Annotated in this window: 28 protein-coding genes, 1 tRNA gene and 1 pseudogene; 23 read left to right on the top strand and 7 right to left on the bottom strand. The window is 67.1% G+C overall.

The window, feature by feature from the left end:
• Positions 1–99: 99 nt before the first annotated feature.
• Positions 100–960, top strand: coding sequence for an NAD(P)-dependent oxidoreductase (locus DI624_RS09140; protein WP_291537488.1), 861 nt, complete (start codon positions 100–102; stop codon positions 958–960).
• Between the two features lie 4 nt (positions 961–964).
• On the opposite strand, the gene DI624_RS09135 is transcribed toward DI624_RS09140, so the two are convergent.
• Both DI624_RS09135 and hemB read right to left on the bottom strand, forming a co-directional pair.
• The gene (locus tag DI624_RS09135) at positions 965–1,456 is read right to left on the bottom strand and encodes a GNAT family N-acetyltransferase (RefSeq protein ID WP_291537487.1); all 492 of its coding nucleotides are present in this window, start codon (positions 1,454–1,456) and stop codon (positions 965–967) included.
• Positions 1,453–2,454, bottom strand: a complete 1,002-nt coding sequence (gene hemB, locus DI624_RS09130) for a porphobilinogen synthase (RefSeq protein ID WP_291537485.1) — start codon at positions 2,452–2,454, stop codon at positions 1,453–1,455. The genes DI624_RS09135 and hemB overlap by 4 nt, the downstream gene beginning before the upstream one ends.
• Positions 2,455–2,600: 146 nt before the next feature.
• On the opposite strand from hemB, the gene DI624_RS09125 reads away from it, so the two are divergent.
• From DI624_RS09125 to DI624_RS09065, 13 genes are all read left to right on the top strand, one after another.
• Positions 2,601–3,404, top strand: a complete 804-nt coding sequence (locus tag DI624_RS09125; RefSeq protein WP_291537484.1) for a hypothetical protein — start codon at positions 2,601–2,603, stop codon at positions 3,402–3,404.
• A gap of 130 nt (positions 3,405–3,534) precedes the next feature.
• A complete protein-coding gene (gene hemA, locus DI624_RS09120) occupies positions 3,535–4,761 on the top strand; it encodes a 5-aminolevulinate synthase (RefSeq protein WP_291537482.1) in 1,227 nt (408 codons plus the stop codon).
• Entirely contained in the window at positions 4,758–4,943 is a 186-nt protein-coding gene (locus tag DI624_RS09115; protein ID WP_291537480.1) for a hypothetical protein, read from the top strand. The genes hemA and DI624_RS09115 overlap by 4 nt, the downstream gene beginning before the upstream one ends.
• A gap of 126 nt (positions 4,944–5,069) precedes the next feature.
• Positions 5,070–5,606: a hypothetical protein gene (locus DI624_RS09110; RefSeq protein WP_291537478.1), complete on the top strand. Its 537-nt coding sequence runs from the start codon at positions 5,070–5,072 to the stop codon at positions 5,604–5,606.
• 93 nt (positions 5,607–5,699) lie between these two features.
• Positions 5,700–6,983 (top strand): serine hydroxymethyltransferase, encoded by a 1,284-nt coding sequence (glyA, locus tag DI624_RS09105; protein ID WP_291537476.1) that lies wholly within the window; start codon positions 5,700–5,702, stop codon positions 6,981–6,983.
• A 7-nt stretch (positions 6,984–6,990) separates the two neighbouring features.
• Positions 6,991–7,461 (top strand): transcriptional regulator NrdR, encoded by a 471-nt coding sequence (nrdR, locus tag DI624_RS09100; protein ID WP_291537474.1) that lies wholly within the window; start codon positions 6,991–6,993, stop codon positions 7,459–7,461.
• Positions 7,461–8,081 (top strand): RibD family protein, encoded by a 621-nt coding sequence (locus DI624_RS09095; protein ID WP_291537473.1) that lies wholly within the window; start codon positions 7,461–7,463, stop codon positions 8,079–8,081. The genes nrdR and DI624_RS09095 overlap by 1 nt, the downstream gene beginning before the upstream one ends.
• 79 nt (positions 8,082–8,160) lie before the next feature.
• Positions 8,161–8,751, top strand: a complete 591-nt coding sequence (locus DI624_RS09090) for a riboflavin synthase (protein ID WP_291537471.1) — start codon at positions 8,161–8,163, stop codon at positions 8,749–8,751.
• On the top strand, positions 8,748–9,884 hold the full coding sequence (gene ribB / locus DI624_RS09085; RefSeq protein WP_291537469.1) for a 3,4-dihydroxy-2-butanone-4-phosphate synthase: 1,137 nt from the start codon (positions 8,748–8,750) through the stop codon (positions 9,882–9,884). The genes DI624_RS09090 and ribB overlap by 4 nt, the downstream gene beginning before the upstream one ends.
• On the top strand, positions 9,881–10,342 hold the full coding sequence (gene ribH, locus DI624_RS09080) for a 6,7-dimethyl-8-ribityllumazine synthase (protein WP_291537467.1): 462 nt from the start codon (positions 9,881–9,883) through the stop codon (positions 10,340–10,342). The genes ribB and ribH overlap by 4 nt, the downstream gene beginning before the upstream one ends.
• The gene (gene nusB, locus DI624_RS09075; RefSeq protein ID WP_291537465.1) at positions 10,339–10,863 is read left to right on the top strand and encodes a transcription antitermination factor NusB; all 525 of its coding nucleotides are present in this window, start codon (positions 10,339–10,341) and stop codon (positions 10,861–10,863) included. The genes ribH and nusB overlap by 4 nt, the downstream gene beginning before the upstream one ends.
• On the top strand, positions 10,863–11,852 hold the full coding sequence (thiL, locus tag DI624_RS09070; RefSeq protein ID WP_291537463.1) for a thiamine-phosphate kinase: 990 nt from the start codon (positions 10,863–10,865) through the stop codon (positions 11,850–11,852). Before nusB ends, thiL begins: the two co-directional genes overlap by 1 nt.
• 42 nt (positions 11,853–11,894) lie before the next feature.
• Positions 11,895–12,326 carry a hypothetical protein gene (locus DI624_RS09065; protein WP_291537461.1) on the top strand — a complete coding sequence of 144 codons (432 nt, stop codon included), beginning with the start codon at positions 11,895–11,897 and terminating at the stop codon, positions 12,324–12,326.
• On the opposite strand, the gene DI624_RS09060 is transcribed toward DI624_RS09065, so the two are convergent.
• Positions 12,323–12,619, bottom strand: coding sequence for a hypothetical protein (locus DI624_RS09060; protein ID WP_291537459.1), 297 nt, complete (start codon positions 12,617–12,619; stop codon positions 12,323–12,325). The two genes, DI624_RS09065 and DI624_RS09060, sit on opposite strands and share 4 nt — an antisense overlap.
• A 252-nt stretch (positions 12,620–12,871) precedes the next feature.
• On the opposite strand from DI624_RS09060, the pseudogene DI624_RS09055 reads away from it, so the two are divergent.
• A pseudogene (locus DI624_RS09055) lies at positions 12,872–15,023 on the top strand (sodium-translocating pyrophosphatase).
• Between the two features lie 74 nt (positions 15,024–15,097).
• Here the strand turns inward: DI624_RS09055 and DI624_RS09050 are convergent.
• Entirely contained in the window at positions 15,098–15,577 is a 480-nt protein-coding gene (locus DI624_RS09050) for an outer membrane protein assembly factor BamE (protein ID WP_291537458.1), read from the bottom strand.
• Between the two features lie 91 nt (positions 15,578–15,668).
• Here DI624_RS09050 and DI624_RS09045 point away from each other — a divergent pair, with 91 nt between their 5' ends.
• From DI624_RS09045 to DI624_RS09015, 7 genes are all read left to right on the top strand, one after another.
• Positions 15,669–16,193 (top strand): ubiquinol-cytochrome C chaperone family protein, encoded by a 525-nt coding sequence (locus tag DI624_RS09045; RefSeq protein ID WP_291537457.1) that lies wholly within the window; start codon positions 15,669–15,671, stop codon positions 16,191–16,193.
• Positions 16,194–16,204: 11 nt separating this feature from the next.
• Entirely contained in the window at positions 16,205–16,717 is a 513-nt protein-coding gene (locus tag DI624_RS09040) for a DUF177 domain-containing protein (RefSeq protein ID WP_291537456.1), read from the top strand.
• Positions 16,718–16,833: 116 nt separating this feature from the next.
• Entirely contained in the window at positions 16,834–17,907 is a 1,074-nt protein-coding gene (gene plsX / locus DI624_RS09035) for a phosphate acyltransferase PlsX (protein ID WP_291537454.1), read from the top strand.
• Positions 17,904–18,881 (top strand): beta-ketoacyl-ACP synthase III, encoded by a 978-nt coding sequence (locus DI624_RS09030; RefSeq protein WP_291537452.1) that lies wholly within the window; start codon positions 17,904–17,906, stop codon positions 18,879–18,881. Before plsX ends, DI624_RS09030 begins: the two co-directional genes overlap by 4 nt.
• Positions 18,882–18,957: 76 nt before the next feature.
• Positions 18,958–19,266, top strand: coding sequence for an integration host factor subunit alpha (locus DI624_RS09025; RefSeq protein ID WP_087119525.1), 309 nt, complete (start codon positions 18,958–18,960; stop codon positions 19,264–19,266).
• 5 nt (positions 19,267–19,271) lie between these two features.
• Positions 19,272–19,676: a MerR family transcriptional regulator gene (locus DI624_RS09020; protein WP_291537448.1), complete on the top strand. Its 405-nt coding sequence runs from the start codon at positions 19,272–19,274 to the stop codon at positions 19,674–19,676.
• Positions 19,677–19,735: 59 nt separating this feature from the next.
• Positions 19,736–19,812, top strand: a tRNA-Pro gene (locus DI624_RS09015).
• Between the two features lie 348 nt (positions 19,813–20,160).
• Here DI624_RS09015 and DI624_RS09010 read toward each other — a convergent pair.
• Positions 20,161–20,709 (bottom strand): hypothetical protein, encoded by a 549-nt coding sequence (locus DI624_RS09010; protein WP_291537446.1) that lies wholly within the window; start codon positions 20,707–20,709, stop codon positions 20,161–20,163.
• 334 nt (positions 20,710–21,043) lie between these two features.
• Positions 21,044–21,295, bottom strand: coding sequence for a transglycosylase (locus tag DI624_RS09005; protein WP_291537445.1), 252 nt, complete (start codon positions 21,293–21,295; stop codon positions 21,044–21,046).
• Positions 21,296–21,430: 135 nt separating this feature from the next.
• Here DI624_RS09005 and DI624_RS09000 point away from each other — a divergent pair, with 135 nt between their 5' ends.
• Positions 21,431–22,531, top strand: coding sequence for a COX15/CtaA family protein (locus DI624_RS09000; RefSeq protein ID WP_291537444.1), 1,101 nt, complete (start codon positions 21,431–21,433; stop codon positions 22,529–22,531).
• On the opposite strand, the gene DI624_RS08995 is transcribed toward DI624_RS09000, so the two are convergent.
• Complete coding sequence (locus tag DI624_RS08995) at positions 22,500–23,897, bottom strand: alkaline phosphatase PhoX (RefSeq protein WP_291537443.1); 1,398 nt, start codon at positions 23,895–23,897, stop codon at positions 22,500–22,502. The two genes, DI624_RS09000 and DI624_RS08995, sit on opposite strands and share 32 nt — an antisense overlap.
• Between the last annotated feature and the right edge of the window lie 10 nt (positions 23,898–23,907).

Genomic DNA, 23,907 nt, shown 5'->3' with positions numbered 1-23,907 from the left:
TGGTGTCCCATTCTGGACTGGCCAAGGTTAACCGGCCGTGACCTTGAACCCGGTCGCGGCGCGGCCTAGTCCGGCGCAGACCGCAGCTAGGAGCCTGACATGAAGATCGCATTCGCCGGCCTGGGCGTCATGGGCGCCCCGATGGCGCGTCACCTGGTGGCTGCGGGCCATGACGTGGCCGGCTTCAACCGCACGATCGCGAAGGCCGAAGCCTGGGCGGCGGCGACGGGCGGCGAAGCGGCCGCGACGATCGGGGAGGCGGCGCAAGGTGCAGAACTGTTGCTGCTCTGCGTCGGCGATGACGACGATGTGCGTGCGGTCGTCACCGAGGCTTTGCCGCATCTGGCCGCAGAGGCGGTGATCGCGGATCACACGACCACCTCGGCCAAGCTGGCGCGCGAGATGGCGGAGCTGGCGAAGGGGCGGGGGCGCCGCTTCGTGGATGCGCCGGTCTCGGGCGGCCAGGCGGGCGCCGAAAGCGGCCAGCTCAGCGTCATGGCGGGCGGGGACGCCGACGCCCTGGCCAGGGCGGAGCCGGCGCTGAAGGCCTATTCCAAGGCGATCAAGCACATGGGGCCGGCCGGATCGGGCCAGTTGACCAAGATGGTCAACCAGATCGCCATCGCCGGCGTGGTCCAGGGCCTGGCCGAGGCGGTGCATTTCGCCCAGACCGCCGGGTTGGACACCGACGCCGTCTACGAGGCGGTGTCGAAGGGCGCGGCGCAGAGCTGGCAGATGGACAATCGGTGGAAGACGGCGGCCAGGGGCGAGTTCGACTTCGGCTTCGCCGTCGACTGGATGCGCAAGGACCTGGGGCTGGTGCTGGACGAGGGCCGGTCCAACGGCGCGAAACTGGCCCTGACCGCCCTGGTCGATCAGTTCTACGCCGAGGTGCAGGACATGGGCGGAAACCGATGGGACACCTCCAGCCTGGCGGCGCGGCTGCAACGGCGCGACTGAAGGTTCAGAGCTTGCGATGCATGACGTGCAGGCCGACCAATCCGTCCCTCGGATGATCGAAGGCCTCTGGGACCGTGCCGACGATGGCGAAGCCCAGCTTCTTCCACAAGGCGACGGCGACGGCGTTGGTTTCGACCACGGCGTTGAACTGCATCGCCTTGAAACCGGCCTTGCGGGCGAACGCCAGCGCCGCCTCGCCCAGCGCGCGGGCCACGCCGCGTCCGCGCGCCTCGGACGCGACCATGAAACTGCCGTTGGCGACGTGGGCGCCGTTGCCCTGCTGGTTCGGAATGATCTTGGCCGCGCCCAGAACCCGGCCCTCCTCGACCGCGACCAGGGTTGCGCCGGGCGCCGGCGGCGTCCACAGGACGCGCGCCTGGGCCTCCGTCATGTCCAGCGGATAGGCATAGGTTTCGCCCGCGCGGGTGACGGTCTCGATGATCGGCCACAGGCCCGGCCAGTCGGCCTCCGTGATCGGCCGGATCTCCAAGCTCATCTGCCTAGCAGCCGCGCGGCCTGCGGCGCGAAATAGGTCAGCACGCCCGCGCAACCCGCGCGCTTGAATCCGTGCAGGGTCTCAAGGATCGCGCGGTCCTGGTCCAGCCAGCCGTTGGCGATAGAGGCCTGCATCATCGCATATTCGCCCGACACCTGATAGGCGAAGGTGGGCACGCGGAAGGTCTCCGACACCCGCCGCACGATATCGAGATAAGGCATTCCCGGCTTGACCATCACCGCGTCGGCGCCTTCCGACAGGTCCATGGCCACCTCCTTCAGCGCCTCGTCCGAATTGGCGTAATCCATCTGATAGGTCTTCTTGTCGCCCCTCAGCATGGTCGAGGAGCCGACGGCGTCGCGATAGGGGCCATAGAAGGCCGAGGCGAACTTGGCCGCATAGGACAGGATCAAGGTGTCGTGGAAACCGTTGGCCTCCAGCGCCTCGCGCACCGCCTGAACGCGGCCGTCCATCATGTCGGAAGGCGCCACGACATCCGCGCCGGCGTGGGCGTGGATGAAGGCCTGTTCGGCCAGCCGCTCCAGCGAGGCGTCGTTGGCGATGCGGTCGCCTTCCATCACCCCGTCGTGGCCGTGGTCGGTGTAGCAGTCCAGCGCCACGTCGGTCATGACGCCGATCTCGGGCGCGGCGTCCTTGATGGCGCGGATACAGTCGGGGATCAGTCCGTCGGGATCGGTAGCCCCGGTCCCCACGGCGTCCTTGATCGCGCCGTCGACGTTGGGAAACAAGGCCAGCATCGGGATGCCCAGGTCGCGGGCCTCGATCGCGGCGGCGGCGGCGGCCTTGGGCGACAGGCGGAACACGCCGGGCATGGAGGCGACCGGCGCGCGGTCCTCGGCCCCGTCGTGGACGATCAGCGGCCAGATCAGGTCGGCAGGCGTCAGGGTGGTCTCCGCCACCAGACGACGCACCCAGGGGCTGGCGCGCAGGCGGCGCGGGCGGGCGAGCGGGAAGGGGGCGGGCTGATAGGGAAGCATGACGAGACCTTGGAAAACCTAGCGTGGGACTAGCCTCGCCGGGCGGACGGCGCAAATCGCGAGATGCGTCGGATCGTTTCGGTCGTGATCGACGCTTGCGCGGATCGCCGAAATGCGAGCCTATCGGCGGCAAAAGGGAGATGACGATGATCGGACGTTTGGCGGCCAGCGCGACGGTTCTGGCGCTCTCTGCGGGGCTTTCGGCCTGTATCATCGTGTCGTCGGAGAGCGGATCGCGGAATGTGATCTCCAGCGGCGGCAGCGGGACGACGACGCCGTCCTACGTCTCCCTTTACAGCGACGCCGTCGCCGATCCGAAGCGCCCGGCCGAGGAGGTCGCGCGCGATCCCTTGCGTCATCCGGCCGAGATACTGGCCTTCGCCCAGCTCGCGCCGGGCGACAAGGTCGCCGACATCCGTCCCGGCGCCGGTTATTTCACCCGCCTGTTCTCCGATGTGGTCGGGCCGACCGGCCGGGTCTACGCCTTCGTGCCCGAGCTGACGATGGCGCGGGAGAATCCGGCGGCGGACCTGCTGGTCGCGGCCTATCCGAACGTGACGCGGGTCAACGGCCTGCTGGACTCCATGACCTACGCCGAACCGCTGGACATGGTCTTCATGAGCCAGGAATACCACGACTTCCATATCCCCGGTTTCGACACCGACGTGGCCAGGATGAACGCGGCCGTCTTCGCCGCGCTGAAGCCGGGCGGCCGCTATGTCGTGATCGACCACCAGGCGGCGCCGGGCGCCGGCATATCGGTCGTGCAGACCCTGCACCGGATCGAAGGCGACTATCTGAAGCGCGAGGTCGAGGCGGCCGGCTTCGTCTACGAGGGCGAAAGCGCCGTGGTCGCCAACCCCGCCGACGATCACAGCCTGAACGTCTTCGACGACAAGATCAGGGGCCGGACGGACCAGTTCGTCTATCGCTTCCGCAAGCCCGGCTGACCAGCGGCGTAGTGAGAAGCGTTATCAATTAAGGGTTTGGGTCGTTTTGTCCACGTTGCAAACATGGACAAGGCGGGGCCGGGGGCGCAAATAACGCGAAAGCCGTCGCCATAAGCGAAAGACCGAGCGTTTGTTCGATTACAAGGCCGCCTTCGACCGCTCCGTAGAGCAGGTCCGCAGCGAAGGACGCTACCGCGTCTTCGCCGATCTCAAGCGCGTGCGCGGCCAGTTTCCGCTGGCGGTGCGCCGACGCGAGGACGGATCCCAGCAGGACGTCGTCATCTGGTGTTCCAACGACTATCTCGGCATGGGCCAGCATCCCGATGTGCTGGCGGCCATGCACGACGAGATCGACGCCGTGGGCGCCGGAGCCGGCGGCACGCGCAATATTTCGGGAACGACCCGCTCCGCCGTGGACCTGGAGGCCGAACTCGCCGCCTGGCACCAGAAGGAAGCGGCGCTGCTGTTCACCTCGGGCTATGTCGGCAACGAGGCGACCCTGTCGACGCTGCAGAAGATCCTGCCGGGCCTGATCGTCTTCTCCGATTCGCTGAACCACGCCTCGATGATCGCCGGCATCCGCCACGGCGGCGGCGAGCGCCATGTGTTCAGGCACAACGACCTGGCGCATCTGGAAAGCCTGCTAGCCTCGGCGCCGGCCGAGGCGCCCAAGCTGATCGCCTTCGAAAGCGTCTATTCGATGGACGGCGACATCGCCGACCTGGCGGGCACCATCGCCCTGGCCAGGAAATACGGCGCCATGACCTATCTGGACGAGGTGCACGCCGTGGGCCTGTACGGCCGGACCGGCGCGGGCGTGGCCGAGCGCGACGGCGTCCTGGACCAGATCGACATCATCGAATGCACCCTGGGCAAGGCTATCGGCGTGATGGGCGGCTACATCGCCGCCGACGCCGTGATCGTGGATGCGGTGCGCAGTTGGGCCTCGGGCTTCATCTTCACCACCAGCCTGCCGCCGGCCCTGACCGCCGGGGCGCTGGCTTCGGTGCAGCATCTCAAGAGTCACCCGGAACTGCGTGAAAAACATCAGGAACGCGCCGCCACGCTCAAGGCCCGCTTCGCCGCCGCCGGCATTCCGGTGATGGAGAGCGAGAGCCACATCGTGCCGGTGCACGTCGGCGATCCGGTCCACTGCAAGATGATCTCGGACATGCTGCTGGACCAGTACGGCGTCTATGTTCAGCCGATCAACTATCCGACCGTGCCCAAGGGAACCGAGCGTCTGCGTTTCACCCCGTCGCCGAACCACACGGACGCGATGATGGATCATCTGGTCCAGGCGATGGATACGTTGTTCGCCCACTGCAACGTGGCGCGCCGTCCCGTCGCCGCATGACGACGGGCGACGACCTCGGAGAGGTCATCGTCGAGTTCGTCCGCAACGGTCCCTACCTCAAATGCTCCGCCATCCACGTGGCCACCGGCCGCGAGGTCAGCGCCATGGGACCGGCCAATGAGCCAAAGGCCGTCGAACGGGTGGTGATCGCCAAGCTCCGACGCGTACTGCAAAAGCCTTAGCAAGATTGGGCTCGCCTGCGAAGAGCTGAGCCCATGCAGGACAAGCTTTGCATTGGGTGTCGGACGCCGTATGCTCCCACATACCGTCGATAGGCGGCGAGATGGATCGATTGAAGGGGCGCGATCATGAGTTCATTCTACAATCGACGCGAGCAGAACGGCGCGGTCCTCTTCAGCGTCACGCCGGCTTCCTATCCGGGTGACAAGGGTGCGGGCCAGATATTCGCGCTGGGCGTCGGAGCGATCTGTATTGGCGTCGTTCTGCTTATTTTCGTCGTGGGCATCGCCTTCATTGGGCTGGGGATCGCCTGGATCATTCAGAGCCGAAACCTCAAGAAGCGATGCGAACTTGAGAACGCGCGTCGCGTTCCCAAAGAGATCAGGGTGGACGCGGCCGGCGTCGTCGCTGACGGCTATCTCTACGAATCGGCGGACATCGTGGAAGTCGCCGTGAGCCATCAGGAAGCCGAGCCCGCTCGTCAAACCGGGAAGGCCGTCGCGGACCTTAAGAACGCGCAGGCGTTTGTCAGCCATCAGGTAAGCGTGCGCTTACGTTCCGACAGTCGCCCGGTGATTCTTGTCAGCGGCCTAACGCTCGAGACCGCCCGCGCACTGGCCCAAGACATTTCTGGAGCCCTTGCGGAGGCACGGAGGACGGCTTGACTACGTCCTCGCTATCGCGCCGACCACAAGATATTGTGGTTCGTCGGCTTGGGGACTAGATAGGCGGCCTTCCGATTTGCGGGGATTTCCAGCGTGACCGCCTTCACCCATGACGCCTATTTCACCAAGACTCTCGCCGACGCCGACCCGGACGTCTTCAAGGGCATTCAGGGCGAGCTGGGCCGTCAGCGCGAGCAGATCGAGCTGATCGCTTCCGAGAATATCGTCTCCCAGGCGGTGCTGGATGCGCAAGGGTCGGTCCTGACGAACAAATACGCGGAAGGCTATCCCGGTCGTCGCTATTACGGCGGCTGCGAGTTCGTCGACGTGACCGAGGATCTGGCCCGCGAGCGCGCCAAGCAACTGTTCGGCGCGGCCTTCGCCAACGTCCAGCCGCACTCGGGCGCCCAGGCGAACCAGGCGGTCTTCTTCACCCTGCTGCAGCCCGGCGACACCTTCCTGGGCATGGACCTGGCCTGCGGCGGCCACCTGACCCACGGCTCGCCCGCCAACCAGTCAGGCAAATGGTTCCGGCCCGTGACTTACAAGGTGACGGAAGACACGCATCTCATTGATTACGATCACGTCGCCGAAATGGCCGAGCGTGAAAAGCCCAAGCTGATCCTGGCGGGCGCCAGCGCCTACAGCCGCCACATCGACTTCAAGCGCTTCCGCGAGATCGCCGACAGCGTCGGCGCCTATCTGATGGTCGATATGGCCCACTACGCCGGTCTGGTGGCGGGCGGCGTCTATCCCGACCCGATCCCTCACGCCCATGTCGTCACCACCACGACGCACAAGACCCTGCGCGGCCCGCGCGGCGGCATGATCCTGTCCAACGACGCGGACCTGGGCAAGAAGATCAACTCGGCCGTCTTCCCCGGCCTGCAGGGCGGCCCGCTGGAGCACGTCATCGCCGGCAAGGCCGTGGCCTTCGGCGAGGCGCTGAAGCCCGAGTTCAAGGTCTACGCCCAGCAGGTGGTCAGGAACGCCCAGGCCCTGGCCGCCGTCCTGGTCGAGCGCGGCCTGGCCATCGTCTCTGGCGGCACCGACAGCCACCTGATGCTGGTCGACCTGCGGCCCAAGGGCGTCACCGGCAAGGCGACCGAGCACGAGCTCGAAAAGGCGCTGATGACCTGCAACAAAAACGGCGTGCCGTTCGACACCGCCCCCTTCACCGTCACCTCGGGCGTCCGCCTGGGCACCCCGGCCGGCACCACGCGCGGCTTCGGCGAGGCCGAGTTCCAGCAGATCGGTCACTGGATCGCTGACGTCGTCTCGTCGATGAATGGCGGCGACGAGGCCGATCCTGCCGTGGTCGCGGGGGTTGCAGCCCAGGTGCGCGAGTTGACGCACCGCTTCCCGATCTACAGGTAAGCCGCTGATGAAGTGCCCTTTTTGCGGTCATCAGGATACTCAGGTGAAGGACAGTCGGCCGTCGGACGACGGTTCGGCCATTCGTCGCCGCCGGTCCTGCCCCAACTGCAACGGGCGCTTCACCACCTTCGAGCGGGTGCAACTGCGCGAACTGGTGATCCTGAAGCGGAACGGCCGCCGCACGCCGTTCGAGCGCGACAAGCTGGAACGCTCGCTGGGCGTCGCGCTGCGAAAACGCCCGGTCGAGCCCGACCAGGTCGAGCAGATGGTCAACCGGATCGTGCGTCAGCTGGAAAGTCTGGGCGAGACCGAGATCCCGTCCAGCACGGTCGGCGACTTCATCATGAAGGCGCTTAAGGGCGTCGACGAGGTTGCCTATGTCCGCTACGCCTCGGTCTACAAGGACTTCCGCCACACCGGCGACTTCGCCAAATTCCTGGGCGACGAAGGCTTCGACGAGCCGTCCGGCAAGGTCTGATGCGGGTCACGCTGAAACTGGCGACCTCGCTGGACGGGCGGATCGCCACGGCCTCGGGCGAAAGCCGCTGGATCACGGGCGAGGCGGCGCGGCTGGAAGGCCACCGCCTGCGCGCCGCCCATGACGCCATTCTGGTCGGGGTCGAAACCGTGTTGCAAGACGACCCCGAATTGACCGCGCGCCTGCCGGGCCGCAGCGTCGATCAGCCGTTGCGCGTGGTGCTGGACAGCCGTCTGCGCACGCCCGCGACGGCGAAACTGGCCGGCCGGAACACCCTGATCCTGACCGCCGCCGAACCCCGTCCGGTCGGCGCGGCCGAGGTGAAACAGGTCGAGGCCGAGAACGGCCGCCCAGCGATCCCTGCGGTTTTGAACGCGCTGAAGGACGCCGGCGCCGCCTCGCTGTTGATCGAGGGCGGGGGCCAGGTCGCGGCCGCCTTCCTGCGCGCCGGCGCGGTCGATGCGCTGGAATGGTTCCGCGCCCCGATCCTGTTGGGCGGGGAGGGCAGGCCCTGCGTCGCGTCCCTGGCGCTTGCAAAGCTGGCCGACGCCCCCAAGTTCCGACGCCTGGGCGTCGAGCCCGTCGGAGACGACCTGTGGGAACGCTACGCGCGATCCTGACCCCGCCGTCTGCGTCGATTTCAGACGATTCAGACTATTCAGACTGTGTTTTTCGGGTCCGAAAGGGGCCAGGGTTTAAATGTTCACCGGCATCGTCACCGACATCGGCCGCGTCCGCGAGGTCCGCGAGACCGACCGCGACCGCCGCTATGAGATCGAGACCGCCTGGGACACGTCCGGCATCGACCTGGGGGCGTCCATCAGCCACGCGGGCTGCTGCCTGACCGTCACGGAAAAGGGCGCGGGGTGGTTCGCCGTCGAAGTGTCGAACGAGACCCTGTCCAGAACCACGCTCGGCGCCTGGAAGGCCGGCGACGGCGTCAATCTGGAGCGGGCGGCGAAACTGGGCGACGAAATGGGCGGCCATGTCGTCTCGGGCCATGTCGACGGTCTGGGCCGGATCGTGTCGATCACGCCCGAAGGCGGATCGCATCGGGTCGAGGTCGAGGCGCCGGCGCCCCTGCACCGCTATATCGCCGCCAAGGGCTCGATCACCGTGGACGGCGTGTCCCTGACGGTCAACCGCGTCGAGGGGCGGGTCTTCTCGCTGAACATCATTCCCCACACCTGGAATGTGACGACCCTGGGCCGTCTGAAGGCCGGCGATCCGGTGAATCTGGAGATCGACATGCTGGCGCGATATCTCGCGCGGTGGCAGGAGACCGCATGATGCAACTCGTCCCGAAATCTTATGACAGCCCGATCAGTTCGATCGAGGACATACTGGAGGACGCGCGCAACGGCCGTCCCTTCATCCTGGTCGACGCCGAGGATCGCGAGAACGAGGGGGACATCATCATCCCCGCCCAGTTCGCCACCCCGGACCAGATCAACTTCATGATCCGCCAGGCGCGCGGCCTGGTCTGTCTGGCACTGACGGCCGAGCGGGCGCAGCAGCTGCGCCTGCCGCCGATGGCCGCCGACAACCGCGAGAGCATGAAGACCGCCTTCACCGTCTCGATCGAGGCAAAGGAGGGCGTCACGACCGGCATTTCCGCGGCCGACCGTTCGCGCACCATCCATGTGGCGACCGACGCGACCAAGGGGATGGACGACATCGTCTCGCCCGGCCACATCTTCCCGCTGGTGGCGCGCGACGGCGGCGTCCTGGTCCGGGCCGGCCATACCGAGGCTGCGGTCGACATCAGCCGCATGGCGGGCCTGACGCCGGCGGGCGTGATCTGCGAGATCATCAAGGACGACGGCGAGATGGCGCGGATGCCCGACCTTGTCGCCTTCGCCCAGTTGCACGGGCTCAAGATCGGCACCATCGCCGACCTGATCGCCTATCGCCGCCGCACCGAACGGTTCGTCGAGCGGATCATGGATACGCCGTTCGAAAGCGTCCACGGCGGCCCCTTCCGGCTGATGCTGTACAGGAACGCCATCGAGGGGACCGAGCACGTCGCCCTGGTCAAGGGCCGGATCGACCCTGGCAAGCCGACCCTGGTGCGGATGCACCAGGTGGACTTCGCCTGCGACCTGCTGGGCCATGTCGAGGCGCGCCAGGACTATGTGCCCAGCGCGCTGAAACAGATCACCGACCACGACGGCGCTGGCGTCGTCGTCTTCCTCCGTGATCCGTCGCTCAATCCTCTGGCGGAGCGGCTGGCGGGCGTGGATCGGCCGGCGGCGATGGATCGGTCGCTGCGCGCCTATGGCGTGGGGGCCCAAATTCTGCTGGACCTGGGCGTCAAGGACATGATCGTGATGAGTTCGACGCGGCCCGAGCCTACGGCGTTGGAAGGTTATGGCCTGCGCATCGTCGGCTGGCGCGACATGGACGGAGAAACCAAGGCGTGAGCGACGCACCCCGTATTCTGATCGTCGAGGCCCGTTTCTACGACGCCCTCGCCGACGCTCTGCTGGAAGGCGCCAAGGAGACGCTGAAGGCGCGCGGCGCGGATTTCGACGTCGTGACCGTGCCGGGCGCCCTGGAAATCCCGCCCGCCATCGCCATGGCCGAGGAGGCGGGGCGTTTCCCGACCGCCCCGCGCTATGACGGCTATGTCGCCCTGGGCGCGGTGATCCGCGGAGAGACCTATCATTTCGAGATCGTCTCGGACCAGTCGGCCGCCGGCATCATGGCCCTGGGCGTCAAGGGGCTGGCCATCGGCAACGGCGTCCTGACGACCGAGGACGAAGACCAGGCCTGGTATAGGGCGCGGCTATCGGAAGGGGATAAGGGCGGCGGCGCGGCGAAAGCCTGCCTCGATCTCATTGCCTTGAAGAAGCGATTGCGCGTAGGCGTCGGCGCATGACCGAACCGAACAGCGTCAAATCCGTCCTCGAACAGCTGGCCGAGATCGAGAAGCAGCGCGCCGAGCCGAACCTGAGCTCCAAGCAACGCCGCGCCCGCACCGTGTCGCGCCTGGCCGCCGTCCAGGCCCTTTATCAGATGGAGTTGGCGGGCGAGGGGGTGGAGACGGTGATCGCCGAATTCTCGAACTTCCGTTTCGACGCCGATCTCGAAGGCCAGGCCCTGGCCGAGGCCGACGAAGCCTATTTTGCAGAGATCGTGCGCGGCGTGATCGAAAGCCAGCGCGAGATCGACGCCGCCATCAAGGCGCGCCTGGCCGCCAACTGGAAGCTGGAGCGGATCGACGCCACCCTGCGCGCCCTGTTGCGCTCGGGCGCCTGGGAGCTGATGAAACAGCCCGAGACCCCGCGCGAGGTTGTGATCGACGAATATGTCGAACTGGCCAAGGCCTTCTTCGACGACGCCGAGGCGCGTTTCGTCAACGCCGCCCTGGACGGCGTGGCCAGAGACACGCGCAAATAATGCCTGCGCTCGACGTCGCGGGCGAATTCGAGACGATCGAGCGGCTGCTGAAGCCCCTGGCCCATCCCGAATGGGCGCGGGGTCTGACGGACGATGTGGCCATCCTGCCGTCGCGGCCTGGTCAAGACCTAGTCCTGACCAAGGACGCGATGGTCGAGGGGGTGCATTTCCTGCCCGGCGACCCCCTGGATACGGTGGCCAGGAAGCTGTTGCGGGTGAACCTGTCGGACCTGGCGGCCAAGGGCGCCGAGCCGTTCGGCTATCTGCTGTCCTGCTTCTGGTCCGAACGGTGCGGCTGGCCCGAGCGCGAGGCGTTCGCGGCGGGACTGGCCGAGGACCAGGCGCGGTTCGGCGTGGGGCTGCTGGGCGGCGATACGGTGAAAACGCCGGGTCCGGCCAGCTTTTCCTTGACGGCGCTGGGCTGGGTTCCGGCGGGCGCGGCGGTGAGTCGTGCGGGCGCGCAGGTCGGGGACCTGGTCTTCGTCACCGGCTCCATCGGCGACGGGCTCTTGGGCCTCCGGGCCGCGCGGGGCGAGCTGGCGCTGGATGAAGAGCGGATCGCCGCCCTGATCGACCATTACCGCACGCCGACGCCGCGTCTGGACTTCGCCCCCGTGGTGCGCGAGTTCGCAACCGCATCGGTGGATGTGTCGGACGGCCTGGCGGCGGACCTGGCCCACGTCGCGCGCGCCAGCGGCGCGGCGATCATGCTGAACCTGAACGTCCTGCCCTTGTCGGCGGCGGCCCAGGCCTGGTTCGACGACCGCGTCGACGCGCAGCTGTCGCTGGAAGACCTGGCGGGCGGCGGCGACGACTATCAGATCGCCTTCACCGCCCACCCGCGCCATGAGGAGTCCCTGCGTCGCGAAGCCGAGCGTCGTCTGGTCAGGCTGACGCGAGTAGGGGAGGTCGCGGCCGGGGTCGGCCTGACTGCGACCTATGATGGTCGGCCGGTCCAGATGGCGCGTCCCGGCTGGACGCACCGCTGAGGCGGCAAGGGAATCCTAACGTCCTTCGGCTATCCGCCGGATATGGATCGAAGAAGCCTGATCGTCGCCGGAACCGCTGCTGTCGCGAGCGCCCTGCCGCGCGGCGCCGCCGCCGCGTCCAGCGACTCGCCCGCCGCGCCGGCCTCGCTCGGTATCGCGGGGCTGGGCCTGCCGGTCATCGAGGGCGGCCGGCTGAGAAACTATGTGTTCGTGGCCCTGCGGCTGGAACTGGGCGCCGGCAAGACGCTGGAGCAGATCAAGCCCAAGGAGGCCTTCTTCCGCGACGCCCTGGTGAAGGCCGCGCACCGCACCCCCTTCACCGTGCCGGGCGACTGGACCCGGCTGGACGAGCGCGCCCTGTCCGCCGCCGTGGTCGCGGCGGCCAACGGCATATCGGGGCGTGGGTCTGTCGTTCGGGTCGAAATCGTCTCTCAGACCCCGCGTCGCCGCGCCGGAATGCCGTCCCGCCCCTAACGGGGTATGCCGCCCGCTGCGCGGGCGTCGTCTTGATTGATGCCGCGGGCGACCATTTCCTCGGCCTCCCTGCGCTTGATCGCCACCATCTCGGCATATTGCTCCGGCGTGTAGCAGATGCGCTGCTCTAGCCGTCGACCGGTCAAGGCCCGGGTTTCACAGATACGGCGTGGTCTTTGCGGCGCCGTCTGAGCGGGCGGTTCAGGCTGGGCGGCGACGGCCGCCGGCGCCGATGTTGCCGGTCGATCCTGAAAAGCTAAGGCTCCAGCAATAAACAGGACGGTCAAGATCATTTGGAAACCCTCGTTCCGACGAACAGTCTCACGAGACGCCAGACATCGCAACCGTCACAGCTTGTCCCCCTAGCGGCGGTTGGGCTGCCCGATTGCATCGCGGTTCGCGTCGTGACACCGTCGATATGCAAATCCCAAGGGACGCGATGATGCGTTCGCCGCGCGCGGGGGGACCGGAAGGCGGACAGAGGCGATAACGCCCGCCCGCCGCTCCAGGCCCGCGCGCCTGTTTGCAAGGGCATGGAAACGCCAATGACGACTTATCTCACGCTGGTCTTCGCGGCCGGTGTCCTGGCGGTGCTTTACGGCGCCGTCCAGACGGCCGTGCTGATGAAGGCGAGCACCGGCAACGACAAGATGCGAGAGATCGCAGCCGCGATTCAGGAAGGCGCTTCCGCCTATCTGAAGCGGCAATATCTGACCATCGGCATGGTGGGGATCGTGATCCTGATCGCCGCCTATTTCCTGATCGGCGTCTACGCCGCCGTCGGCTTCCTGATCGGGGCGGTCCTGTCCGGCGCGGCGGGCTATGCGGGGATGCTGATCTCGGTGCGCGCCAACGTCCGTACGGCCCAGGCTGCGTCCGAGGGACTGGCCAAGGGGCTGGACCTGGCGTTCCGCTCCGGCGCCATTACGGGCATGTTCGTGGCCGGCGGCGCCCTGATCGGTGTGTCGGTCGGGCTATTACATCGTGCTGACCCAGCATCTGGGGCTGGCGTCCACCGGGCGCGAAGTGATCGACGGCCTGGTGGCGCTGGGCTTCGGCGCCTCGCTGATCTCCATCTTCGCGCGGCTCGGCGGCGGCATCTTCACCAAGGGCGCGGACGTGGGCGGCGACATGGTGGGCAAGGTCGAGGCGGGAATCCCAGAGGACGATCCCCGCAACGCCGCTACCATCGCCGACAATGTCGGCGACAATGTCGGCGACTGCGCCGGCATGGCCGCCGATCTGTTCGAAACCTACGCGGTGACGACGGTGGCGACCATGGTGCTGGCCGCCATCTTCTTCCGCGACCAGCCCTATGTGGACGTGATGATGGCGCTGCCGCTGGCGATCTGCGCGGTCTGCATCGTCACCTCCATCGTCGGCAGCTTCTTCGTGCGACTGGGCAAGAGCCGCAACATCATGGGCGCCCTCTATCAGGGACTGATCGTGACCGGCGTCCTGTCCATCGGCGCGGTCTGGTGGGTGATCGACCAGATGGTGACGGGGCCGATCGTCACCGCAGGCGGGCTGGAGATCCAGCCGATGGCCCTGTTCTGGTCCGGCCTGGTCGGGCTGGGCGTGACGGCGGCCATCGTCGTGGTGACGGAATACTACACCGGCTCGGGCTTCCGGCCCGTGCGGTCGGTGGCCAACGCCTCTGTCTCCGGCCACGGCACCAATGTCATCCAGGGTCTGGCGGTGTCGCTGGAGGCCACGGCCCTTCCGGCCCTGACCATCATCGCCGGCATCGTCGTCAGCTTCCAGTTGGCGGGCCTGTTCGGCATCGCCATCGCCACCACCACCATGCTGGGCGTGGCGGGCATGATCGTGGCGCTGGACGCCTTCGGACCCGTGACCGACAACGCCGGCGGCATCGCCGAAATGGCGGGCCTGCCGGCCGAGGTGCGGCATTCGACGGATGCGCTCGATGCCGTGGGCAACACGACCAAGGCCGTGACCAAGGGCTACGCCATCGGCTCGGCGGGCCTGGGGGCGTTGGTGCTGTTCGCGGCCTATACGTCGGATCTGCAGTATTTCTCGGCCAACCCGGCGGACTATCCGTTCTTCGCCAATATGGGGCCGATCGCCTTCGATCTGACCAACCCCTATGTCGTCGTCGGCCTGCTGTTCGGGGGGCTGCTGCCCTTTCTATTCGGGGGGATGTCGATGATGGCCGTGGGGCGGGCGGCCGAATCGGTCGTCGCCGAAGTGCGCCGCCAATTCCGCGAGAATCCCGGCATCATGACCTATCAGGTCAAGCCGGAGTACGGCCGGGCGGTCGACATCCTGACCAAGGCGGCGATCCGCGAGATGATCGCGCCGTCGCTGCTGCCGGTCCTGTCGCCCATCGTCCTGTTCGTGGCTGTGCTTGCGATCTCGGACAAGGCCAACGCCTTCGCGGCCCTGGGCGCCATGTTGATGGGGGTGATCGTCACCGGCCTGTTCGTGGCCATTTCGATGACCTCGGGCGGCGGCGCCTGGGACAACGCCAAGAAGCTGATCGAGGAAGGCTTCACCGACAAGAACGGCGTCGTCCACGGCAAGGGCTCGGAAGCCCATAAGGCGGCCGTGACCGGCGACACGGTCGGCGACCCCTACAAGGACACCTCCGGCCCGGCGGTGAACCCGATGATCAAGATCACCAACATCGTGGCCCTGCTGCTGTTGGCGGTTCTGGCCAGCGGGTCGGTCGGTTAGGACCGCGCCCTGAAATGACGACGGCCCGGAGAGCGATCTCCGGGCCGTTTGCATATCCGGTCTGTCGCCCGATGTCAGTCGGGGCGGCGTTGACCGGGGGCGTCCTCGTCCGTGCGCGGCAACTGACCGCGACCCACATTGCCCAGCAGTTGTTCAAGCACCGTCAATTCGCGGCCGCGCGTCGGGGTCTCGTTGCGGTTCATGGCGATGTCCTCGCCGTCGTTCAGACCCAGGGTCCGCACCGACGCCACCTGGTCCCCGCCGGGCGCGAAGGTGATTTCGGTCACGGTGCGGCTGGAGACCTTGGGCAGGTTGTAGGTGTATTTCTCGGTCGTCTGGCTGATGTAGTACCAGACCTGGTTCGGTTCGAAGGTCGAGGTGGTCGACGGCGAACCCAGCTTGGCCAGCACCGTCTCCTTGGTGTCGGTCCCGGCGACCACGTCCTGAGGCTTGGCGTCGATGGCCTGGAAGCCGTTCGAGCCGATGACGGGCGCGCAGGCGGCGCTGAGACCAGCCAGCGAAACGGCGGCGAAAAGCGGGACGAAACGGGACATGGTCGGGCGCCTGCGAGAGAACAAGGTCTTTGACCTAGACGGACCTGCGTCCTAGTTCAACGGCGCGGCGGAAAAGGGGCCGTTGGAACCCATGCTGAAAAACCTGTTCAAACCGCGATCCGGGCCGCGCATCGGCGACGATCTGTACGCCAGGGCGGTGGCGCAGGCGCGCAATCCGGCCTTCTATACGCGGCTGGGCGTGGCCGACCGCATAGACGCCCGATTCGAGCTTTATACGCTGCACGTGCTGCTGCTTGTGTTGCGGTTGCGCGACGAGGACACGGCCCAGGGACGCGACGCCGCCCAGGCGGTGTTCGACGTCTATGTCTCGGCGCTGGATCATGCATTGCGCGAAGAGGGCGTGGGCGACGTGTCGGTCGCCAAGAAGATGCGCAAGCTGGGCGAGGCCGTCTATGGTCGGATGAACGCCTATGAAGGGCCGCTGCGGAGCGGGGACGCCACTGTCCTGTCGCAGGCGATGGCCCGTAACGTCTATGCCGAGCCGCAGGCCGAACACGCCGCCGCCCTGGCGGAATACGCCCTGTCCAGCCGTGCGCGCCTGGCGGAGCAGGATTTCAAGGCCGTGCTGGCGACGCCGGCCTGGGCCGAGGTTTGAACGAGATGAGCATGACGCCTCCTTTCAGCGACGTGGTTCGCATCAATCAGATCGGCGCGGGCCTGAGCCGGCGGCTGGAGCCGGACGCGGAGGCCCGCCAGCGAATCGCCCGCGCCCTGGACTTGCAGGGTCTGGAGGGGTTCGCGGTCGATTTCGAGATCAAGCCCACCCCGTCCAGCGGCGAATGGACGATGAAGGGCCGCGTCGTCGCCCACGCCGTCCAGACCTGCGGTCTGACGCTGGAGCCGCTGCCGGTGGATGTGGATCGACATTTCTCCATCCAGCTGGCCGAGGCGGCGCCGGAGCAAACCGACGAGATCGAGATCACCCTGGACGAGGACGGCGCCGACCTGATCGAGGACGGGAAGATCGACCTGGGCCAATATGCGGTGGAGCAGTTGGTGCTGTCCCTGGACCCGTTCCCCCGCAAGCCGGGTGCGGCGTTCGTGCAACCGCAGGAGCCCAACGAGATTTCGCCTTTCGCCGCCTTGAAGGCGTTGAAGGATCGCGACGCGCAGGACTGAGACTTGGTCAAGGTTGACGCAGGGGCCGGGTGGTTGCATCCCCCGGCGTCGGCGCTATCGTCCAGCGCCCAACCAAGCGTCGCGCGACAAGGTCGACGCGGCCATAAGAGGTCCCTTTGCTCACCCCAGTTACGATCTCGCTTGACGCCATGGGCGGCGATCACGGGCCGTCCGTCGTCGTTCCCGGCATCCGCAGCTATCTCTCCGTCCACGGCGGCGACGGCGTCCGTTTCCTGCTGCATGGGGACGAGGGCCAGATCCGGGCGCATCTGGCGCGCTGCAACCTGCCGGCCGACATGGTGGAGATTCGCCATACGGACAAGGTGGTGGCGATGGATGAAAAGCCCGCCCAGGCCATGCGGCGCGGCAAGGGCTCCAGCCTGTGGAACGCCATCGAAGTCGTGAAGACCGGCGAAGCGGGCGGCATCGTCTCGGCCGGCAACACCGGCGCCCTGATGGCTATCGCCAAGCTGATCCTGCGGATGTCCGCGCCGGGGCTGGAACGGCCCGCCATCGTCGCCAGCTGGCCGACCTTCAAAGGCCATACGGCGGTCCTGGACGTGGGCGCCAACATCGGCAGCGACGCCGAGCAACTGGTCGAGTTCGCCATCATGGGCGAAGCCTTCCAGTCGGCCGTGCACGGCGTGGCGCGGCCCTCCATCGGCCTGCTGAACGTCGGTTCGGAAGACATGAAGGGCAACGAACAGGTCAAGGAGGCGCACGCCATCCTGCGCGACGGGCCGTTCGACCTGAATTATCATGGGTTCGTCGAGGGCGACGACATCGCCAAGGGCACGGTGGACGTGGTCGTCACCGACGGCTTCACCGGCAACATCGCCCTCAAGACCGCCGAAGGCACGGCCCGCTACATATCGGCCCTGCTGAGGGAGGCTTTGACCTCCAACCTCCAGTCCAAGCTGGGGGCGGCCATCGCCATGCCCGCCCTGAAGAAGATGCGCCAGAAGATCGATCCCAGCGCCATCAACGGCGGCCCCTTGCTGGGCCTGAACGGCATCGTCGTGAAAAGCCATGGCGGGGCCGACGCCAAGGGGTTCGGCGCCGCCATCCGCATCGCCGTCGATCTGGCCCGCAGCGATTATATGAGCAAGGTGGGCGACAATCTGGGCAAACTCGGCGTCGTCTTCGACCACGCCAAACCGACCGCACCCGCCGGAGAAACCGTCCAGTGAGCGTCACCCGCAGCGTCGTCACCGGCGTCGGCTCGTACCTGCCGGAGCAGGTCGTCACCAACGCCGACCTGGCCAAGATCGTCGACACGTCCGACGAATGGATCCAGGAACGCACCGGCATCAAGCAGCGCCACAAGGCGCGCGACGATCAGCCGACCAGCGACCTGGCGGTCGAGGCCGCCAGGAAGGCCCTGGCCGACGCCGGCAAGGCGTCGACGGACGTCGACCTGATCGTCGTGGCGACGACGACGCCGGACATGACCTTTCCCGCGGTGGCCTCCATCGTCCAGAGCAAGCTGGGCGCGGGCGTGGGCGTGGCCTTCGACGTCCAGGCGGTCTGCTCGGGCTTCGTTTATGCGCTCGGCGTCGCCGACGGCTTCGTGGCGCGGGGTCTGTCGAAATGCGCCCTGGTGATCGGGGCCGAGGAAATGACCCGGCTGATGGACTGGACCGACCGGACCACCTGCGTCCTGTTCGGCGACGGCGCGGGGGCCGTGGTGCTGGAGCCGCGCGAAGGGCAGGGGACGTCGGACGACCAGGGGCTGCTGGGCTTCGCCTTGCGCGCCGACGGCTCCAAGGCCGATCTCCTTTATGTCGATGGCGGGCCGGCGACGACGGGCACGGTCGGGCATCTGCGCATGGCCGGCAACCAGGTCTTCCGCCACGCCGTCGTCAATATCGCCGAAGGCATCACCGCCGCCTGCGGCGCCGCGGACATTCAGATTTCGGACGTGGACTGGTTCGTGCCCCACCAAGCCAACCAGAGGATCATCAAGGGCGTCGGAGACCGGCTGGGCCTGGACGAGAACAAGGTGATCTCGACCGTGGCCATGCACGCCAACACCTCGGCCGCGTCCATTCCGCTGGCGCTGGACGCCGCGATCCAGGATGGACGGATCAAGAAGGGCGACATGGTGCTGTTGGAGGCCATGGGCGGCGGCCTGACCTGGGGCGCCTGCGCCCTGAGGCTCTAAATCGGCTAGCGGCATTGATTTTTTGGGGACTTTGCGTCCCTATGACGGCGATTGGATCGCACGAGCGGGGGATACGATGGCAGGCCAGCAGACTGTGACCCGCGCCGACCTTTGCGAGGCGGTGCATGACGAGGTCGGCCTGTCCCGCCAGGAGTGTTCGGCCCTGGTCGAACGGACGCTGGAGCTGATCGTCGAATCGCTGGAACGCGGCGAGACGGTGAAGCTGTCGGGCTTCGGCGTCTTCCAGGTCCGCGAGAAGCGCGCGCGCATGGGGCGCAATCCCAAGACGGGCGAGCCGGCGGCCATCAACCCGCGCCGGGTCATCAGCTTCCGCGCCTCCCAGATCATGAAAAGCCGGGTTCACGACGCCGTCGTCGAGGCCTGATTCCGGTGGCCAAGAGCGCCGGCGCCTTTCGCACCATTTCCGAAGCCGCCGAAGAGGTCGGGGCTCCTCAGCACGTGCTGCGTTTCTGGGAAACCAAGTTCGACTTCGTGACGCCGGTGAAACGCGCCGGAGGGCGGCGGTTTTATCGCCCGCAGGATGTGCTGGTGCTGAAGGCCGTCAAGCGGCTGTTGCACGACGACGGGCTGACGATCCGGGGCGTGCAGCGTCTGCACAGAGAGCAGGGACTGAAGAAGCTGGTCGGGGCCGAGGTCGCCGCTCTGATCGAGGACGGCGCGCTGGATTCGTCGCCGCCGGTGGATGACGGGGCGCTGGAAACCTCGGCTTTGCAGCGGCTTCTCCGCGATCTCGAGCAGGCGAAGGCGCGTCTGGACGCCGTTCTATCGCCGTAGGTGGATAAGTCGTTTTAGCGTTTGCGATCACCGGTCCCCCCGTCTATAGGGAGCGCCTTCGGAGCGTGGCGCAGCCTGGTAGCGCACTTGACTGGGGGTCAAGGGGTCGCAGGTTCGAATCCTGTCGCTCCGACCATCTGAATCGCTGATTTGAATGGTTCTGAAGGGGCCGCCGTTCGGCGGCCCCTTCGCAAATCCGCTTTGGGGCGCATATGGGGCACAATCCGTGATTTCTTTCGAGGGTCGCGGGCTGGATCGCAAGCCGAACGACGCGACGCGACGCGGACTGGAGATCTTGCGCGCGCCAGGGTCGGCCGAGGTCTCGGAGCCGCCCGACAACGACGCCTTCACAGTCATGGCCGCGATCCACGTTCTGCGTCGCACCATCCGGCGACGCCTTTCATCGAAGCTCTAAACGCACCCAGATGGCCGGGTCTGGAAAGCAAACGCTCGAGAGGCGGCGTCGGCGTCCCTCGACGATCGATCAGCCCTCGGCCCGCGTGCAGCGGCGCTGGTGGGCGACGCCCTTCAGGAAGCCGCGGCGGACCAAGCCGGCGCGGATCGCCGCCTGAACCTCCCGGTCATGGGCCGCTGCGCCGGACAGGCGGCGCACCCAGCTTCTGAGCGGAATGAAGTCCGTCGCTGTGTCGCGGACCACGTCGAGGGCGGCGTTGGCCGCGGTCTCGCCCGTGCCGGCGGCGGGTTGGGGCTGGTCGACATCTGGACCCAAGGCCTCGTCCAGGTGATCGATCTGGGCGATGACAGCCGAGCAGCGGCGCAGCCCCTCGGTCCCATAGGGCGCTCGACGGGCCGAGATCAGGACTTCGGGAACCGCCTCCCGACGCAGGTTGAGGTCGTCCAGCGGAGCGGTGGCCGCGTCCGCCACGCCTTCGCCGAAGGTCTTGCCGCCGCGCGCCGCCTCCTCGCGGTTGACCTGAACGCCCGACATCCCGGGGATGGAGGCGCAGGCTCCGACGCCGGACAGCGCCAGCGCGAGAACAGGCAGGAAGACGGACGAACGAGCGGACTTCATGGTTGTTGACAAGCGTGACTATACGCCAAGGTGCGCGGAACGCGTTTTAGTTCCAACGTCGCCGAAGAACAACGCCACGAAGCTATCGCAGCTATCGTGGCGGGGTGGTCCTGACGGGCGACCTCATCGCCTTTTTCGGTCTCGGCCCCCCTCGGCCCATTTCAGCAGCGGAATAAGAGGCAGGCCCCAGGCGGCGCCGCCGAGGCCAAAGAAGGCGAAGTCGATCCAGGCGGAAGGGGCAACATCGCGCGCAACGCGATCAGTCCCCAGACCCAGAAGGCCAGGAAGGCCAGAACGCCGATCGCGGCGACGAATCGACGCGCGCGGGGCGGCATCAGCGCTTGTTCCTGAACAGGAAGAAGGCGCCCAGGCACAGGGCCGATCCCACCAAGGCCCAGGGAACCCAGACCCAGCTGTCCATGGCGCCGACCGCGAAGACCCGCACCGCCAGGAACCAGCCGCAAGCCAGGCCGACGCCCGACACCAACGAGGTCCCGCCGAAGCCGCGACGTCCCGTCACCAAGTCCGCGATCCAGGCCAGAAGCAGTCCGCCCGCGATGGCGGCGGCGATATCGGCGTATTGCAACCCTGATCTCCTGCGGCGTCATCGCCGTTAACTCAATCCGACTCGATCTTCCGTCGAGAGCGGGGCATACCGCCACGGTCGCGATTTGGTCATGGTCGAGCGCGACAGCATATCCGGGTCAGCGTCGGGCGTCGAATGAACCGTTTCGGAAATCCAGATCGTAATCGCATGGTCGCCGTGTGGCTGTTCGCCACGGCGGCCATCGTCTTTCTGATGGTCGTTATCGGCGGCGTCACGCGCCTGACCGGATCGGGCCTGTCGATCACGGAGTGGAAGCCCATCATGGGCGCGATACCCCCGCTGAACGACGCCCAGTGGAACGAGGCGTTCGAGAAATACAAACAGATCCCTCAATACGCTCAGGTCAACGCCGGCATGAGCCTGGGCGAGTTCCAAGGCATCTTCTGGTGGGAATGGCTGCACCGTCTGGTCGGGCGGCTGGTCGGGGCGATCTTCGCCCTGCCGCTGGCGTTCTTCCTGCTCTGCCGCGTCGCGCCGCCGCGCTCGATCTTCCGCCAATGGGCCATGCCGGATCGCCTGATCTGGCGTTGCGTGGTGCTGCTTGCGCTGGGCGGGCTTCAGGGTCTGGTCGGCTGGTGGATGGTGTCTAGCGGCTTGTCGGAGCGGGTCAGCGTCGCGCCCGAACGGCTGGCCACGCACCTGGGCCTTGCCTTCGTGCTGTTCGCCGCCCTGATCTGGACGGGGCTGGAGGCGTGGAACGGCGAGGATCACGGCCGCCCGCCCGCCGGCTGGGCGCGGGGCGCGGGCCTGTTGCTGGGCGTGGTGTTCGTTCAATGCCTGCTGGGCGCCCTGGTCGCGGGCGGCCATGCGGGTCTGGTCTATACCGACTGGCCGCTGATGAACGGCCAGGTCCTGCCGCCGGCCGACTGGAGTCTGGGGGCGGGGGCCTTTTTGCACGACCAGGCCCTGACCCAGTTCAATCACAGGCTGGTCGCCTACGGCCTGCTGATCGCGGTCAGCATCTACGCCTTCCAGGCCTGGCGCTGGCGCGCGGCCGAGGGCATGGGCTTGGGCGCCTTCGCCCTGGCTGGCGTGATCTGGGCCCAGGCTGTTCTGGGGATCGTCACCCTGATGCACGCCGTGCCGGTCTGGCTGGGCGTGCTGCACCAGGGCGGGGCCGCCGTCGTCCTGGCCGTGGCGACGGCGAACCTGTGGGTTGTTCTGCGCGCCCAGCCTCGCATCTTCATGTCAGGCCCGCGCGCCATGGGCCGGTGACGGCCAGGGTCATTCCCGGATACTGGATGTTGACGAACAGGGTCGAGCCGTCGGGCGAGAAGACGGCGCCGGCGAATTCCGAGTTTCCCTGAAAGACGTTGCGGCCCAAGGTGTAGATCTTGCCGTCGGGGGTCACGCCCTTCAGGTGATTCCTGACCTCGGCGGAATAGTTGTCCTCGCACACGATCAGATGCCCCCAGGGCGCGACGGTGATGTTGTCGCCCATGTTCAGCGTCTTTTCATTGGTGCTTTCGACGAACAGTTGAATTCGGCCTGGACGGCGCATCTCGCCCGGCCGGCCTTCGTCGGGAGAGGGGACATAGCGCAGTATCTGCCCCCGCTGGATCGGGCCGCCCGAGGTGGCGGTTAGATAGAGCTCGCCGTCCCCCCACCAGACGCCTTCGCCCCGCGCCACCAGGGCGGCGCCGTCCGCATGGCCGCGCTGGCGCAAGTCGGCCTTGGGGCTTTCGACCTCGGCCAAGTCGATCCAGTCGACATCCAGCCAGTCGCCGACAGACCAAAGCCGCGCATCGTGATTGGAGGTGTCCGCACTCTTGCGGTCCCGGACGACCATGGCCTGGAGCCGTCCGCCTTTGGCCAGTTCGCCCGGCGCTTCGGGAATGAAGCGATAGAACAGGCCGTCCTGTCGATCCTCGGTCAGATAGATGACGCCGGTGCGCGGATCGACGCACACCGCCTCATGGTCGAAGCGGCCCATGGCGGTTAGAGGAACGGGATCGACCAGACCTGGGGCGCGCGCAGGCACTTCGAAGACATAGCCATGCGGCTTGGTCACGTCGGCGTCGGCCGGCGTTTCCTCCGTCTCCTCGCAGCTCAGCCACGATCCCCATGGCGTAGGGCCGCCGCAGCAGTTGGTGCTGGTGCCCGCCAGGCTGAGGTGCTGGCGCTCTGTCCTGCCGGTCGACAGATCATAGACGACCGTCGTCGTGCCGCCGGGCAGAGGCCGGCCGTCCTTATAGGTGTCATAGGCGCGCGCGGCATCCACCAGTCCTATCCGCTGCTGGTTATAACCGCCCGGTCCCCAAGTCCGGTGCGCGGCAGACGAGCCCTTCAGTTCATGGTTGCGCACCAGGGCGACGCGAGTTCCGCCCAGGCCGAAACAGCCCATGCCGTCGAACTGACCGGGAACCAGCAGGCCGTCGGCCATGGTCTCGCCGCCCTGAGACACGATGCGGTAGGAAAAGCCGTCCGGCAGGTCCAACAGGCCGTTGGCGTCGCGTTTCAGCGGGCCATAGCCCTCGACCTCGTTGAGATAGGTCTCGTCGGCCGCCTGAACGCTGCGGGCGAGGCCGGAGAAGGCGAGGGCGGCGCTGGAGGCGATCAGGCCGCGACGATGAAGATGCATGGGATGCTCC

Source organism: Brevundimonas sp., from assembly GCF_003248455.1.
Classification (GTDB): domain Bacteria; phylum Pseudomonadota; class Alphaproteobacteria; order Caulobacterales; family Caulobacteraceae; genus Brevundimonas.
This window is presented reverse-complemented; position numbering and strand designations above follow the sequence as displayed.